The following is a 13,135-nucleotide window of genomic DNA, read 5'->3' as shown; positions in this document are numbered from 1 at the left end:
GGCACCCCCGCGGCCTCCGCACACCGTTCTCACCAACCCCCTGGTTTCCGGTACGATGTGCGAGGCGGCCACCACCGCCACGCGGGTGTAGTTCAATGGTAGAACTTCAGCTTCCCAAGCTGACAGCGCGGGTTCGATTCCCGTCACCCGCTCCAGCATCAAGGCCCAGGTCAGAGACGGTCCTCCGATCTGGGCCTTGATCTTGCCCCCGCCTGTCCGCAGCCCCCGGGCCATTAGCGTGCCATTAGGCCACCGGCACCAGCACCCCCGCAGCGCCGCCGCCCTCGTCGTCGTCTTGACCACGCTCAGCCTGAACCAGCGCGTCGAGACCATCGGCGATAGCGCGATCACCCTTGGCTGACCTGTGCTGGTAACGCAGCGCAGCCCGCTCGTTGTCGTGCCCCATGCGCGCAGGCCTCTGTCACCGTTCCTACGGGCCGTCCTGGTGTCCGGGGAGTCGAAGCGATCTCAGCCGAAGTGCGGGGTTCAGCGTAGGTCACCGTCCCGCACGAACAGGTCATAGAGCAGTCTGCCGGCGGCGATCAGCACTGCCCCGTACCTGGCGAGGAACTCCCCCACTCTCTTTCTCCTCGGACGTTCGTCCATGATCACAGTCCTCTCGCGATGTGAACTCGATGATTCGAGTCTGCGGCGTCGGCGATCGGGCGAGTCGATAGATGACAGATGATCGAGGGAAACCGTTCCTGGAGGGTTAGAATCCCGCGTCGATGTGACACTAGTTGACGGGGGACGACATGCCTCGGATTCCGATGCTGGACGAAGACGCCCTCCCGCCGGGGCCGCACCGAGACCTCGTGGTCGCTCTCCAGGAGATCCACGCCGCGGCGGGATGGCCGAGCACGCGAACGATAAGCAGGGTCGAGGCGGAGGAGTTTCCTGGGACCCTGAGCCACGAGCGGGTCCGTACGATCATCAGCGGTAAGACGCTTCCACGCTGGGAGACCCTTGAGACGCTGGTGCGGGCGCTGGTCCATCTCAGGGTGTCCGCTCCCCGAGATGCTGCCGCGGAGGTCGGCCGGTTCATGTCGCTCTGGAAGGCCGCGTCGGTGGGCGAATACGGCGCGGTGGAGCAGCTCATCCACTCCGATCCCGCGGACGGCGTGCATGGAGACGGCAAGCAGTGGGTCGCGAGCGATATCGCTCGGCTCATGGTCAATCCGATCTACGCGATCGAGATAGACCCGCAATTGGCATGGCCGCATGAGCCGATCGTCTCGGAAGAGGAGTGGATAGCCGCCAATCTCCGCGTGATCGCGGATGTCGGCCCCGAGGCCTTCCTCAGGACGCTTCTCCACGTCCTCAAAGGAGGATGGGTCGCAGGCGGCGACGATGAGGACGGGAACGAGCATGCCGAAATCGCCCCTGAGGTCCTCGATGCCTTCATTACCGAACAGGTGCTCAGGCGGATCAGCGAAGAGCCGAACGTCCTGGGCCGTTCGGCTGCAGCGCTGGACCGCCGTGGGGACGCCGAGGAGGCCATCGCCGAGATCGAGGAACTCGAGTCCGACGTCGTCGTGCTTCGAGAAACGCTCACCATGACCCCGGACAAGTGGAACACGATGTCGCCGCAAGCGCAGCGGCTCGTCTTTCTTTATCTCCTAGATCACGTGCTTGTCGGCCCCCCAGGAACCGGACCCGAGCAGATTGAGATTGTCTGGCGTGTCCCTCCTGCTGACAGTGCTTCGGTTTGACGGCTTCGGAGACCGCACGGGCCGCGGGATGCCACGTTCCCGGTGCTGTTACCGGTGTGTGTAGACGCTGATGTGCCGCCAGCTCGACGCCGTGAACGGCTCTTGTTCCCAGCCGCCCCATCTGTCGGGTAGACGAAGATCCGCGACGCGGGCCATCAGGTCGAATTCTGGCGGATGGGCCTGGCGCAGCCGGATCGGCTCGAAGATGATGCCCCCTGCGGCGATGGTGACGGGGTCAGGAGGTTCCCGATCGTGTTGAACACCAGGTAGACGAGCCCGTAGGTACGGCCGGTGGTGACGCGCGACATGTCGCCCATCGTCACCGGGATCTTGTCGCCGTCCGGCTTCTCGCGGAGCCGATCGACCATGTCCTGTGACAGTTCGATGCCGTCCACGGGGACCCCCGCCCGCATGAGCGGCAGGGCGATGCGGCCGGTGCCCACCGCGAACTCCAGCGCGCGCCGTCCACCGGCGAGCCCGGCGAGGAACCTGACGGTCTGCTCCTCGTCCCCACGGGGGAAGCCGTCATAGCGCTTCGACACTTCGTAGCCGAAACTCTTGGCGGGATCGAAGCCTTCCATGGTGTCTCCCAGTGGTCACGCGTGAAGGGCCGAATCATGGTCACACGTGCATGCGCGTAAGGCGACCCATTTTTCGGCGACCCGGCTTTTGTTCACTGCGGCCGCCGTGAATGTGGCCGGACGCGTGGTTGTTAGAGCGGAGATCACGGTCGTTGACGGGGCAGTTTGCGCTTAGGGGCAGGTCAGTGGCGCCGCTGGTGATGGTTGATCAACGGGCGAAACTTTTCAAGGTGACGGCGCGGCGGCGATTTCCGTCAGTAGTTTGGGGGTGGCGAAGTCGCAGCTCAGGAGTGGTTTTTGGGGAGTGGGGTTCTTGGTTTGCGAGCCTTTTTCGCCTTCTTCGGTTCGCGCTTGACCACCTAGGTGACCGCTGAGGGTGGCGGCGCTCGCGTCGTTGCGCCGGACGGCACCGTTGCGGCGGTCGTGGTTGCGGGAGACAAATCGCTCCAGAAGGAACATGGGTGAGCAGTAGCATCTGCGCCGTGATCGACGACGTGGTGGGGGCGTCCAACGCGCTGACGGCGCGGTGGGTGCGGTATGCGTGCACGGGCGGGTCCAGGGCGCTGTCGGGGGCCGGGGTCTGGCCGCTGCTCGCGCTGCTGGAGGCCGCGGCCGAGGGGCCGGGACGGAGCGAGCTGCAGGCGGCCGTGGGGCTCGACCCCGCCGTCGCCGACCGGGGCGCGCGGGAACTGCTGGAGGTCCTGGCGCGCGGCACCGGGGTCGGCGGAGCGTTGGGGCTGTGGAACCTGGCCGGACTTCCTCTGGATCCCTGGTGGCTGGACGTCGCGCCGGGCGGGGCGCGGGGGGAACTGACCGGTGACCCGGCAGTGGACAGGCCGCGCCTGGACGGGTGGGTCGAGCGGCACACGCGCGGACGGCTGACGCGGATGCCGGTGGCGCTGCGCCCGGACACGCTGCTCGTGCTCGCGACCGCGCTGAGCATCGACACGAGCTGGCGGGAGCCGTTCCGCGACGTCCCGCTGCGGCCGCAGCGGGGCCCCTGGGCCGGACGGCCCCGGCCCGCGGCGGGGCTCAGCAGGGGCGGGACCGATCTCAGTCCGCTCGCACTCGCGGAGACGCCCGCCGGGCCGCTCACCATGTTCGCGGTGTTGGGCCAGGACGACGTCGACGTCTATCTGTGCCTGGGCGAGCAGGAGTGCGCCCCGGGCGAGATCCTCGCCGGGGCCATGGAGGCGCTCGCCGGCCACCACCCGATCCAGTCGGGGGCCGCGCTCCTCGCGGAACCGCTCGCCCGCAGGGCCCCGGGGGTCGAGTTGATCACGGTCCCGTCGTACGATCCCACGCCCCACCTGCGCGTGATGACCGTGCGGTTCGACCTCACCGACCAGCACGACCTCCTCTCCCAGCCCGGTCTGTTCGGCCTGGGCACGGTCTCCCAGGCGGACCCGCACGGCCACTTCCCCCGCATCAGCCGGGTGCCGCTGAAGGTCGACCAGGGCGTACAGGACGTCAACGCCACCTTCACCGCGGAAGGGTTCAAGGCCGCGGCGGTCACCGCCCTCAGCGTCGCCGCCGGCTCCGCGCCGCCGCAGGGTCAGACCCTCGTGCTGGACGCGCAGTTCGACCGCCCGTTCGGGTTCCTCGCCCGGCACCGCCCCACCGGACTCGTCCTGCTCGCCGGCTGGGTCGCCGAACCGGAGGAATGGCCGGAGGACGCCGGGCCGATCTGGTGAGCGGTCCCGGCCGTCGCTGGTGACATCGCCGGCACGACGGCGTCGACGGCGTCGACCGCGCCGTGGCGGGGAGCGGCGCCGCGTGCCCGCCGATCCGCTCCGCCGTTGCGCGGGCCGGTACGAGACCGCGCTGCGTGTCGGCCGCTGGGCCGCGGCGCACGGCGACCTGGGGTTCGACGTGTTCGTCCCGTCCGAGGTGGTGGAGGCTGCCGTCCGCAGCGGCTGCCCCGAGCTGGCCGAGCCCGTCATGGAGCGGCTCACCGACGCCCGTTCGGCACCAACTGGGCCCGCCGGCATCGGGCTCCGGTCGTGCGCCCTGCTGACCACCGGACCCGGCGCCGAGGAACCTCTACCGCGAGGCGATCCGCCGGAGGGAACGCACCCGCGCCGTGCCGGAGCTCGTCCGGACGCGGCTGCTCTACGGGGAATGGTTCCGCACGCGAGGCCAGGCGCGGCGACGCGCGCATCCAGCTCCGCCGCGCCTACGAGACCCTGGTGTCGATCCGGCGCCGCCGGATTCGCGACCCGGGCCGCCCGCGAGCTCGCCGCCTGCGGCGACCGTCCGCCCAAACCAGGTACGACGCCGCTGGAACGGCTCACCCCCAGGAGATCCGGATCGCCCTGCTCGTCGCCGAGGGCGTCACGTCGAAGGACGCCGCCGGACGGCTGTTCCTCAGCCCCGCACCGTGGACGCGCACCTGCGCAACATCTTCCGGAAGCTCGGCCTGTACCTCCCGCAGGCAGTTGCGGGACCTGGCATCGCACCTGCCCGCGGACCCGGCGAGCACGACCGGCCACCGCCCCCGATAGCGCGCGTCCCGGCCCGCCGCGGCCACCGGCTCGAAGGCAGAGCCGCCCGGTCGGCGGGGACGGGGAGACGCACAGCACATCCGTCTGGGCGTCACATCTCGCCGGGCTGCTCCGTCAAAGAGGTGTAGCAGCCAACACGGCAAGGAGAACCCCATGGACGCCCGTTTCAACTACTACGGCACCTCGGTCGCGGCCAAGTACATGAAGTACCTCCAGTCGGCGGGCAAGGTCGTGGCGGACTCGACGCTGCCGGCGGCGACGATGGAGCTGGTGAAGATCCGCGCTAGCCAGATCAACGGCTGCGGAGTCTGCCTCGACATGCACACCAAAGACGCCGCGCACGCGGGGGAGACCTCGGTGCGCCTCAACATGATCGCCGCCTGGCGGGAGGCCACGGTCTTCACCGAGGCCGAGCGGGCCGCCCTGGAACTGACCGAACAGGGCACCCGCATCGCCGACGCCGCCGGCGGCGTCACCGACGAGGCCTGGGCGAACGCCGCCAAGCACTACGACGAGGAGCAACTGGCCGCCCTGGTGTCCCTCATCGCCCTCATCAACACCTGGAACCGCATGAACGTCATCACCCAGCAGCCCGCCGGCGAATACCAGCCCGGCCAGTGGGGCTGACCGACACCCCCGACCAAAGAGCAGCCCGCCCCTCACCGTGGGGCCGCTCAAACCGAGCACTCCACGGCGAGGGCGGACGCCCCCCGAGCACGGATCGCCAATCAGATCAGCGGCTTGGCGACGCCTCGGGAGACGGCGAAGCATCCACCCTGAGCACCCGAAGCACCTCACGGTGGAACCGGTCCATGGCGATGTCCACACTGCGCACGAAGCCGGTCTCCTCGACGCCTCGCTTGGTGCCCATGCCGGTGGGCAGCGTCAGGCGGAAGGAGGTGATCTGCGCCCCGTCCTCCGGGACGAGAAGGCCGGGCTCGGCCTGGAGATTCTTGAGGAGATCACACGGCCCCGCCGTCCGGCGCGGGCTCAGGGCTTCGATCCGCAGTTCCGGAGGCGCCTCGGCCAACTGCCTGAGCAGCCACTGCACGCGAGTGAGCGGCCGGGCTCGTTCGGCGGCGGGTATCTCGGTCGTGGTCTCGATCTGTCCGGTACGCAGGTCGGCCTCGATGAGGACGGGACCGCCGGCGCTGGGGACGCGGATCTCAGCGCTCATGCGTCCCGTCTCGACCAGCGAGGTGACGGTCTGCAGTCGACGCACCGTCAGAGATGGGGCGGAGGCATGCGCGTACGCCGGGAGGTCAAGGGAGGTGACCCCCCAGGATTCGAAGGCTTGTGTCGGGGTGGCGTGTCTGTTGCTACACAGTGCGGTGTGGGGGCCAGTCTCGGGGTGCCGGCGGGGGTGTGCCGACAGGTGCTTTTGTGGGGGTGTGGTTTTAGGGGGTGGGGTGTCAGGGATTGGGGGTGGCTTTTGTGAAAGCTCGTGCCACCATGTGCCTGACCTGGTGCCACAGGTGTTCGTCGGCTGACGGGTCCATGCCCTCGGCTCGGAAGACCGCCTCCGCGAAGGAGTCCACGTCCGTCGGAGGTGAGGTGCGAAGTGTGGCCTGGTCCTCTGGGAACAGGCAGAAGCCGAGTTCGACGCACAGGTCGTAAAGGAGCGAGGCTACTTCTTCTGGGGAGAGTTGAGGGGTGGCCACGAGGCCATTCTGGCTTGTCGGGCCGTTTACTGTCTGCGGGGTGGCGTGGGGCGGATCTTCCGGGGGGCGAACGGGCCGAGGGGCGAGTCAGGCGGACTGGAGTTTCTGGAGGGTGTCCAGGCGTTTGTAGTGGTCGTCCAGCCAGGATTCGTCCACTTCTATTGTCAGTTCCACGGTCACCCGGGAGTCGTCGTCGATCGTCGAGACCACCAGGCGGTCGTGGTCGTCCCATTCGAGCCACAGTTCGATGGCGCGTCCGCCCTCGCGCCAGGCCGTGTTGTCGCCTCGTTCGAGGTCGCCCAGGACCGTTTCCCATTCCGCCAGGTCCTCCGGGGACACCCGGGTTCTGATCCGGCCGTTGACGAAGGGGCTGGCCACTTCGATCTCCCCCGTCAGGCCTTCCGGATCCAGTTCCGTCACCCGGAGGACGAGGCTGTTGCCGATGTCGTCGGCCAGGTGGATCAGATCAGGCAGATCGTCGTGTGTCACCCGGCCCAGATTAGCCGCCGGAGCCGGGCCGGAAGGGCGCCGGGAGAACGGGCGGGAGGGGCGTTCGAAAGTGTCATTTTCGATTCAGGTTCTCGTTACCTGTTCCCGGCAGAGGGGAGCAAAGGCGGGTTGAGGCGGGCGAAGCCTTCTTGGCGGTGGTAGGGGAACTGGGGGTAGGGGGCGGTGGTGGCGCTGGCGGCGTCGAGTTTGGCGATCTGGTCGGGGGTGAGGGTCCAGCCGATGGCGCCCAGGTTGTCGCGGAGTTGTTGTTCGTTGCGGGCGCCGATGATGACCGACGAGACGGTGGGGCGCTGGAGGAGCCAGTTGATGGCGATCTGCGGGATGGACTTCCCGGTCTCGGCGGCGATCTCGTCCAGGGCGTCGACCACGGTGAACAGGAGGTCGTCGTCCACCGGGGGGCCGTAGTCGGCGGTGCGGTGCAGGCGGCTCTGGGACGGCAGCGGCCGGTCGCGGCGGATCTTGCCGGTGAGGCGTCCCCAGCCGAGCGGGCTCCAGACGAGGGCGCCGACGCTCTGGTCGAGGCCGAGGGGCATCAGGTCCCACTCGTAGTCGCGGCCGACGAGCGAGTAGTAGACCTGGTGGGCGACGTAGCGGGGCCGGTGGTCGCGGTCGGCGACGGCCAGCGACTTCATCAGCTGCCAGCCGGAGAAGTTCGAGACGCCCACGTAGCGGACCTTTCCGGCACGGACCAGGTCGTCGAGGGCGGACAGGACCTCCTCGACGGGCGTTCCGGCGTCGAAGGCGTGCAGCTGGAACAGGTCGATGTGGTCGGTGCCGAGGCGGCGCAGGGCGTCCTCGGCGGCTTTGATCAGGCGGGAACGTGACGTGCCGGCGTCGTCGGGGCCGTCGCCCATCGGAAGGCCGGCCTTGGTGGAGATCAGCACCCGGTCGCGGCGGCCCTTGACGGCCTGGCCGAGCACTTCCTCGGACGCGCCCGCGGAGTAGACGTCGGCGGTGTCGAACATCGTGACGCCGGCGTCCAGGCAGATGTCCACCAGACGGCGCGCCTCCCGCGCGTCGGTGTCGCCCCACGCGCCGAACAGTTCGCCGCGGCCGCCGAACGTTCCGGCGCCGAAGCTCAGCGCGGGGACCTTGAGGCCGGACGCGCCCAGCCGTCGGTACTCCATGGTCAACCTCCGTTAATGGGACGGGAGTTCCGTTAGTGAGGACGGTAGCATGCATCCGGGTGCTAACGGAACTGGAGGCCCATTTGGAACCGGATGAGGGACGGCCGGGGACGGTCCGGCCGGGCGGGCGGACGGCACGGGTGCGCGCCACCGTGCTGCGGGCGGCCGGGGACGCCCTGGCCGAACAGGGCTTCGACCACCTCGACCTGGCCGAGATCGCGCGGCGGGCGGGCGTGGGAAAGACCACCGTCTACCGCCGCTGGGGGTCGGTGGCCGGGCTGGTGGCCGACCTGCTGACGGACATGGCCGAGCAGTCGCTGCCGCGCGCCAGGACCGGATCGGTCGCCGAGGACCTCAAGGCCAACGCCCGGCTCGTCCAGCGGACACTGACCGACCCGCGCCAGGGCGCGCTCTTCAAGGCCGTGATCGCGGCGGCGGTCTGCGACGCCCGGACGGCCGAGGCCCTGCACCGCTTCTACGACACCCGCATCGCGGAGTGGGCGCCGTGCGTGGAGGAGGCCGTCGAACGGGGGGAACTGCCCGAGGGCACGGACGCCCGTGAAGTCGTCCGTGCCGTGTCCGCGCCTCTCTACTACCGCCTGCTGGCCAGCGGCGACCCGCTCGACGAGGCCGCCGCCGACCGGGCCGCCGAGGCCGCCGTCGCGGCGGCACGGGCCGGCGCCTACGTCGTGCGGGGGTGAACCGCGGCCCCTGGCGGCGTGCCCGCGGCGCGTGGAATGTCGGCATGAGCCGCTACGATGCGCGCCATGGTGGACGAAGGGGAGCTCCAGTACCTGCGCCGTTGTGTCGAGCTGGCGGCAGAGGCGCTGGAGGCGGGGGACGAGCCGTTCGGGTCGGTGCTGGTCGACGGGGAGGGCACCGTCCGGGGCGAGGACCGCAACCGCGTCGCCGGGGGCGACCAGACCCAGCATCCGGAGTTCGCGCTGGCCCGGTGGGCGGCCACCAACATGACCCCGGAGGAGCGCGCGCGGGCCACCGTCTACACCTCCGGCGAGCACTGCCCCATGTGCGCGGCCGCGCACGCATGGGTGGGGCTGGGGCGCATCGTGTACGTGGCGTCGTCGCAGCAGCTGGCGTCCTGGCTGGACGAGCTGGGCGTGCCGCGGCCTCCCGTGCGGACGCTGCCGGTGAACGAGGTGGCGCCGGACGTCGTCGTGGAGGGCCCGGTGCCCGGCCTGGACGAACAGGTGCGCGCGCTGCACCGCCGTTTCCACGGGGCCGGCTAGGGGCAAGATCGAACTGAATGGGGCTCGGCGTCCGTACCACGGATGTCCGGTGAGGCGACTGGGAGTGCGTGATGCGGACCGAGGGCCGGCGGGCACCCGATGCCGACGCCCCGTGGAACGAGATCGTTCCGGGCCTGTGGATGGGCGGGCACCAGTACCGCGACGCGGGCGGGCAGCTCGCGCCCGCGGTGGTGGACGCCCAGTTCGACGTCGTGATCAGCCTCTACCGGCGGGAGGGACACGGGCCGCCCGCCTGGATCGACCACCACCACGTCGACCTGCCCGACGGTCCGCTGAGCGCCGACCAGCTGGAGGCCGTGTGCCTGCTGGCCGACCTGGCCGCGGCGGCGGTGCGTTCGGGCCGCCGGGTGCTGGTGCGGTGCCATTCCGGCTACAACCGGTCGGGGCTGGTCGTCGCGCACGCGCTGGTCACGCTGGGTTTCACGACCGAGGACGCGATCTTCCTCCTCCGCCGGCAGCGGTCCCCGTGGGCGCTCAACAATCGGCTTTTCGTCGACTACCTGACGACGGGGCTCGACGTCGCCCGCCTGCTCGCCGGCCTGGAACCGGACGGCCTTCCCGGCTGAGCCCGGCGCCCGGCGCGGCGGTCCGCGCGGCCCGGAGCCGGGCTGCGAAGGGCCGGGCGCGAATATCTTCCTGACCTCGGGGGCGGCTCGGTTGTGCGATGACCTTGGCCGCCCGTTTGGCCCGGATACGGGCGGGTCGTCGACGCGAAATGATCATGATAATCCGCCCATACGGGACGCCGGGCGTTTTCGAAATCACCATCCGGGCAGACACCCTGCAACGAGGGGAATGGAGGGCGTCCGGCATGGAGGTCGTAATAGAAATGACCCTCCCGAGGAACGCGCGCAGCGCCCCGCTCGCCCGGCGCACACTCGACGCGTCGCTGAGCGGGCTCGGCGTCACCGGCGAGATCCGCGCCGACATCGCGCTCGCGCTGGGCGAGGCGTGCGCCAACGTCATCCGGCACGCCAACGCGGGGGAGGAGTACGAGGTCCGCGCGCACCTGGACGACACGGTGTGCGTCATCGAGGTGATCGACGGCGGCCGGCGCGCCGCCGACCCGTCGAGCTGGGACCGAGGTCCCGCCCCGCTCGGCGCCGAGCACGGCCGCGGGCTGCAGCTCATCCGCGCCTTCACCGAGGACCTGCGCATCGCGCCCCGGCCGCACGCTCCCGGGTCGGTCGTGCACTTCGAGAAGTCGCTCACGGTCTCCTAGAACTTTCTCCGTCCGTCCGGTAACGATGGCACCGCCCGGACCACTTCCTGGTGACGGAACACACCGGGATGGACGGAGGTGCGGGCGGTGCCCCATGACGCGCCGGGCGAAGCGCCCGACGACGAGCGGCGCTTCGCCGCGATCTACGACGACTGCCGACAACGGGTGTGGGCGTACGCGGCCGCGCGCGCCGGACGGCAGATCGCCGACGAGGTGGTGAGCGAGACCTTCGCGGTGGCCTGGCGGCGGCTGCGCGATGTGCCCGACCCGCCGCTGCCGTGGCTGCTGGGCGTGGCCCGCAACGTGCTGCGCGACAACCACCGCGCGGAACGGCGACGCGAGGAGTTCGCCCAGGAACTGCGGCACTGGACGGTGACGTCCGCGGGCGACATCGCCGACGACGTGACCGAACGGCACGCCGTGCTGCGCGCCCTGGCCGCCCTGCCCGAGGTCGACCGCGAGGTGCTGATCCTCGTGGCCTGGCAGGGGCTGACGCCGCGCGACGCCGCCCGTGTCGTCGGCTGCTCGTCCGCCACGCTGCGCGTCCGGCTGCACCGGGCGCGTCGCCGGCTGCGGCGCGCCGCGGAGGAGATCCCGCCCGAACGGGTGCCGGTCCCACCGTCGGCGGGGCGGGTGCCGCCCCAGCGCGACCGCGCCGCGCGCCCCCCCGTGCAGATGATCAGTGAGGAGTTGTCATGAGCCGCGACGTGCTGCGCGCGCTGGCCGCCGCCCGTCCCGCCGAGCTGGATCCGGACGCGCCGGTCGACCCCGCCACCCGCGCCGCCGAACTGGCGCGCGCGAGGACGGGCCACTCCCGTGCCGAACGGGTCGTCCCGCGACGCCGCGTCCGTCCCATGTGGGGGCTGGGACTGGTCGGCGCCGCCACGGCCGCCCTGGTCGCCGCGACCACGCTCACCGGCACCGGCACCGGCACCGACTCCCCGACGACCGTGCGGCCGGGCGCGTCCGGCGCCCCCCGCGCGATGGACGCCCGCACCGTCCTGCTCGCGGCCGCCGACCAGGCGGACAAGCAGACCGAGGACGTCCGCGCCTACTGGTACCAGGCGACCGTGGTGCGCAGCTACTTCCGGGCGACGTCGCCCCAGGGGGACTACACGGTCGTGTCCGAGGAGCGAAGCGAGGGCTGGACGCCCAGCGCTCCCGGCGGCAGGCAGTGGGGCCGGCAGCAGTCCCTCGGGGTTCGTCCCGCCACCAAGGCCGACCAGGCCGCCTGGCAGCGCGCGGGGTCGCCGTCGACCTTCCAGGTGAAGACACCCGTCGCGCCGAAGGGACGCGGCGCCTCCCGGTACAAGAACGCGGAACTCAACGCGGCCCCGGGCAAGCCCCAGCTCAGCAGCACGTCCCTGGTGGACGGCGACAAGGTGTTCTGGCTCGGCCGCAACGTCACGATGAAGGACCTGCGGTCGCTGCCCGCCGATCCGGCGCGGCTGAAGAAGTCGCTGCTGCGCTGGTACAAGGGGCACGACACCGAGTCGTCCAGCGTGCCGATGGCCTCCGACGAGTGGCTGTTCCAGGTCACGCGGGGGCTAGTCATCGACATGCCGGTCAAGCCCGAGGTGCGCGCGGCGGCGTTCCGGATGCTCGCCGAACTCAAGACGGTGCGCTCCGTCGGCGAGGTCAAGGACGCCCAGGGCCGCACCGGCGCCGCCGTGGCCGTGACCACGAGCACGCCCAACGGCGTCCTGCAGCACCGGCTGATCATCGACCCGGGGACCGGCAACGCGCTGTCCGACGAGATCGTCGTGCTCAAGCCGGCGGGTGCGAACGCGAACCTGCCCGCGGGCACGCCGCTCCAGTCCACCACGGTCATCAAGACCGCCTGGACCGACTCGGCCCCCCGCTGAGCCATGCCATGCCGACCGAGGAGCCCAGGGCCGTGCCCCTGGGCTCCTCGCCGTGCTCAGGACGACGCGAGCTCGGTGAGCGCGAGGCCGTCCAGGTAGTCGCGGCAGTGCGTGATCTCGCCGTCCCGGATCCGCAGCACCAGCAGCCCCGGCATGGCGAACCGCGGCCCGCACTCACGCACCCCGACGCGGCCGCCACCGCCCGCTCCGCCCTCACCGACCAGATCGACCAGCTCGCCGCCGCCCTGCCCGGCGACGACGCCGCCCTCCGCGCCGCCCTGGCGATCTCACTGATGCTCGGCGTCACCCTCGGCCACCAGATGCTCGACCTGCCGCCGCTCGCCAACGCCTCCCCGGACGAGATAGCCCGCCTACTCCGCCCCACCATCCAAACCCTCCTCACCGCCCCGCCCCCCACCCCCTGACCGACAGACAACCCACGCGCCCCCCACGCCTACGCCCCCGCACACGGCCGCTTCGCTGCCGTTGGCGAAGCGGCCAACCCGCTGACGACGCCCACAAACCGGACCGTGCGCACGCTGATCGTCCCGTCCGCCGTCGCACGCTCAGGGCCGATGTACTGGGTGTCTGGGACTGTACGGTTTTCGGTGTAACTCCTGATCAAGGAGTGACACCTGATGACGACAACTGAAGCGAAGGCGGACGCCGCAGTGGCCAAGTCCGA

16 protein-coding genes and 1 tRNA gene are annotated in these 13,135 nt (G+C 70.7%); 11 read left to right on the top strand and 6 right to left on the bottom strand.

The window, feature by feature from the left end:
- Positions 1-81 precede the first annotated feature (81 nt).
- Positions 82-155 (top strand) — tRNA-Gly (locus ABZ801_RS40485).
- An 89-nt stretch (positions 156-244) separates the two neighbouring features.
- On the opposite strand, the gene ABZ801_RS40480 is transcribed toward ABZ801_RS40485, so the two are convergent.
- Positions 245-406: a hypothetical protein gene (locus ABZ801_RS40480; RefSeq protein ID WP_360708990.1), complete on the bottom strand. Its 162-nt coding sequence runs from the start codon at positions 404-406 to the stop codon at positions 245-247.
- Between the two features lie 364 nt (positions 407-770).
- Here ABZ801_RS40480 and ABZ801_RS40475 point away from each other — a divergent pair, with 364 nt between their 5' ends.
- Positions 771-1,712, top strand: a complete 942-nt coding sequence (locus ABZ801_RS40475; protein ID WP_360708987.1) for a hypothetical protein — start codon at positions 771-773, stop codon at positions 1,710-1,712.
- Between the two features lie 155 nt (positions 1,713-1,867).
- On the opposite strand, the gene ABZ801_RS40470 is transcribed toward ABZ801_RS40475, so the two are convergent.
- Together ABZ801_RS40470 and ABZ801_RS40465 are read right to left on the bottom strand one after the other, a co-directional pair.
- Positions 1,868-2,293 (bottom strand): class I SAM-dependent methyltransferase, encoded by a 426-nt coding sequence (locus ABZ801_RS40470; protein ID WP_360708984.1) that lies wholly within the window; start codon positions 2,291-2,293, stop codon positions 1,868-1,870.
- Positions 2,294-2,518: 225 nt separating this feature from the next.
- Positions 2,519-2,752 carry a hypothetical protein gene (locus ABZ801_RS40465; RefSeq protein WP_360708981.1) on the bottom strand — a complete coding sequence of 78 codons (234 nt, stop codon included), beginning with the start codon at positions 2,750-2,752 and terminating at the stop codon, positions 2,519-2,521.
- A gap of 2 nt (positions 2,753-2,754) precedes the next feature.
- Between ABZ801_RS40465 and ABZ801_RS40460 the strand changes: the two genes are divergently transcribed.
- Together ABZ801_RS40460 and ABZ801_RS40455 are read left to right on the top strand one after the other, a co-directional pair.
- Complete coding sequence (locus ABZ801_RS40460) at positions 2,755-3,987, top strand: hypothetical protein (RefSeq protein ID WP_360708978.1); 1,233 nt, start codon at positions 2,755-2,757, stop codon at positions 3,985-3,987.
- 963 nt (positions 3,988-4,950) lie between these two features.
- On the top strand, positions 4,951-5,424 hold the full coding sequence (locus ABZ801_RS40455; RefSeq protein WP_344949728.1) for a carboxymuconolactone decarboxylase family protein: 474 nt from the start codon (positions 4,951-4,953) through the stop codon (positions 5,422-5,424).
- 106 nt (positions 5,425-5,530) lie between these two features.
- Here ABZ801_RS40455 and ABZ801_RS40450 read toward each other — a convergent pair whose 3' ends face one another.
- From ABZ801_RS40450 to ABZ801_RS40440, 3 genes are all read right to left on the bottom strand, one after another.
- Positions 5,531-6,019: a hypothetical protein gene (locus tag ABZ801_RS40450; protein ID WP_360708975.1), complete on the bottom strand. Its 489-nt coding sequence runs from the start codon at positions 6,017-6,019 to the stop codon at positions 5,531-5,533.
- A gap of 526 nt (positions 6,020-6,545) precedes the next feature.
- A complete protein-coding gene (locus tag ABZ801_RS40445; RefSeq protein ID WP_360708972.1) occupies positions 6,546-6,947 on the bottom strand; it encodes a DUF5959 family protein in 402 nt (133 codons plus the stop codon).
- Positions 6,948-7,042: 95 nt separating this feature from the next.
- On the bottom strand, positions 7,043-8,095 hold the full coding sequence (locus tag ABZ801_RS40440; RefSeq protein ID WP_360708969.1) for an aldo/keto reductase: 1,053 nt from the start codon (positions 8,093-8,095) through the stop codon (positions 7,043-7,045).
- Positions 8,096-8,154: 59 nt separating this feature from the next.
- On the opposite strand from ABZ801_RS40440, the gene ABZ801_RS40435 reads away from it, so the two are divergent.
- The 7 genes from ABZ801_RS40435 to ABZ801_RS40405 all read left to right on the top strand — a co-directional run bounded on the left by ABZ801_RS40435 (position 8,155) and on the right by ABZ801_RS40405 (position 12,875).
- The gene (locus ABZ801_RS40435; protein ID WP_360708966.1) at positions 8,155-8,796 is read left to right on the top strand and encodes a TetR/AcrR family transcriptional regulator; all 642 of its coding nucleotides are present in this window, start codon (positions 8,155-8,157) and stop codon (positions 8,794-8,796) included.
- A 66-nt stretch (positions 8,797-8,862) separates the two neighbouring features.
- The gene (locus ABZ801_RS40430) at positions 8,863-9,342 is read left to right on the top strand and encodes a nucleoside deaminase (protein WP_360708963.1); all 480 of its coding nucleotides are present in this window, start codon (positions 8,863-8,865) and stop codon (positions 9,340-9,342) included.
- A 71-nt stretch (positions 9,343-9,413) separates the two neighbouring features.
- Positions 9,414-9,929: a hypothetical protein gene (locus ABZ801_RS40425; RefSeq protein ID WP_360708960.1), complete on the top strand. Its 516-nt coding sequence runs from the start codon at positions 9,414-9,416 to the stop codon at positions 9,927-9,929.
- A gap of 263 nt (positions 9,930-10,192) precedes the next feature.
- Entirely contained in the window at positions 10,193-10,585 is a 393-nt protein-coding gene (locus ABZ801_RS40420; RefSeq protein WP_344949703.1) for an ATP-binding protein, read from the top strand.
- An 87-nt stretch (positions 10,586-10,672) separates the two neighbouring features.
- Positions 10,673-11,284, top strand: a complete 612-nt coding sequence (locus tag ABZ801_RS40415) for an RNA polymerase sigma factor (RefSeq protein ID WP_360708957.1) — start codon at positions 10,673-10,675, stop codon at positions 11,282-11,284.
- A complete protein-coding gene (locus tag ABZ801_RS40410; protein ID WP_360708954.1) occupies positions 11,281-12,450 on the top strand; it encodes a CU044_5270 family protein in 1,170 nt (389 codons plus the stop codon). The genes ABZ801_RS40415 and ABZ801_RS40410 overlap by 4 nt, the downstream gene beginning before the upstream one ends.
- An 8-nt stretch (positions 12,451-12,458) precedes the next feature.
- Positions 12,459-12,875, top strand: coding sequence for a hypothetical protein (locus tag ABZ801_RS40405; RefSeq protein ID WP_360708951.1), 417 nt, complete (start codon positions 12,459-12,461; stop codon positions 12,873-12,875).
- Positions 12,876-13,135: the final 260 nt, after the last annotated feature.

The organism is Actinomadura sp. NPDC047616 (assembly GCF_040642915.1).
GTDB classification, from domain to species: domain Bacteria; phylum Actinomycetota; class Actinomycetes; order Streptosporangiales; family Streptosporangiaceae; genus Spirillospora; species Spirillospora miaoliensis.
This window is presented reverse-complemented; position numbering and strand designations above follow the sequence as displayed.

Excerpts from the sequence above, each read along its gene's own strand:
- ABZ801_RS40480 (WP_360708990.1), bottom strand. The coding sequence starts at position 406 with ATGGGGCACGACAACGAGCGGGCTGCGCTGCGTTACCAGCACAGGTCA.
- ABZ801_RS40475 (WP_360708987.1), top strand. The coding sequence starts at position 771 with ATGCTGGACGAAGACGCCCTCCCGCCGGGGCCGCACCGAGACCTCGTG.
- ABZ801_RS40470 (WP_360708984.1), bottom strand. The coding sequence starts at position 2,293 with ATGGAAGGCTTCGATCCCGCCAAGAGTTTCGGCTACGAAGTGTCGAAG.
- ABZ801_RS40465 (WP_360708981.1), bottom strand. The coding sequence starts at position 2,752 with ATGTTCCTTCTGGAGCGATTTGTCTCCCGCAACCACGACCGCCGCAAC.
- ABZ801_RS40455 (WP_344949728.1), top strand. The coding sequence starts at position 4,951 with ATGGACGCCCGTTTCAACTACTACGGCACCTCGGTCGCGGCCAAGTAC.
- ABZ801_RS40440 (WP_360708969.1), bottom strand. The coding sequence starts at position 8,095 with ATGGAGTACCGACGGCTGGGCGCGTCCGGCCTCAAGGTCCCCGCGCTG.
- ABZ801_RS40430 (WP_360708963.1), top strand. The coding sequence starts at position 8,863 with ATGGTGGACGAAGGGGAGCTCCAGTACCTGCGCCGTTGTGTCGAGCTG.
- ABZ801_RS40425 (WP_360708960.1), top strand. The coding sequence starts at position 9,414 with ATGCGGACCGAGGGCCGGCGGGCACCCGATGCCGACGCCCCGTGGAAC.
- ABZ801_RS40420 (WP_344949703.1), top strand. The coding sequence starts at position 10,193 with ATGACCCTCCCGAGGAACGCGCGCAGCGCCCCGCTCGCCCGGCGCACA.
- ABZ801_RS40410 (WP_360708954.1), top strand. The coding sequence starts at position 11,281 with ATGAGCCGCGACGTGCTGCGCGCGCTGGCCGCCGCCCGTCCCGCCGAG.
- ABZ801_RS40405 (WP_360708951.1), top strand. The coding sequence starts at position 12,459 with ATGCCGACCGAGGAGCCCAGGGCCGTGCCCCTGGGCTCCTCGCCGTGC.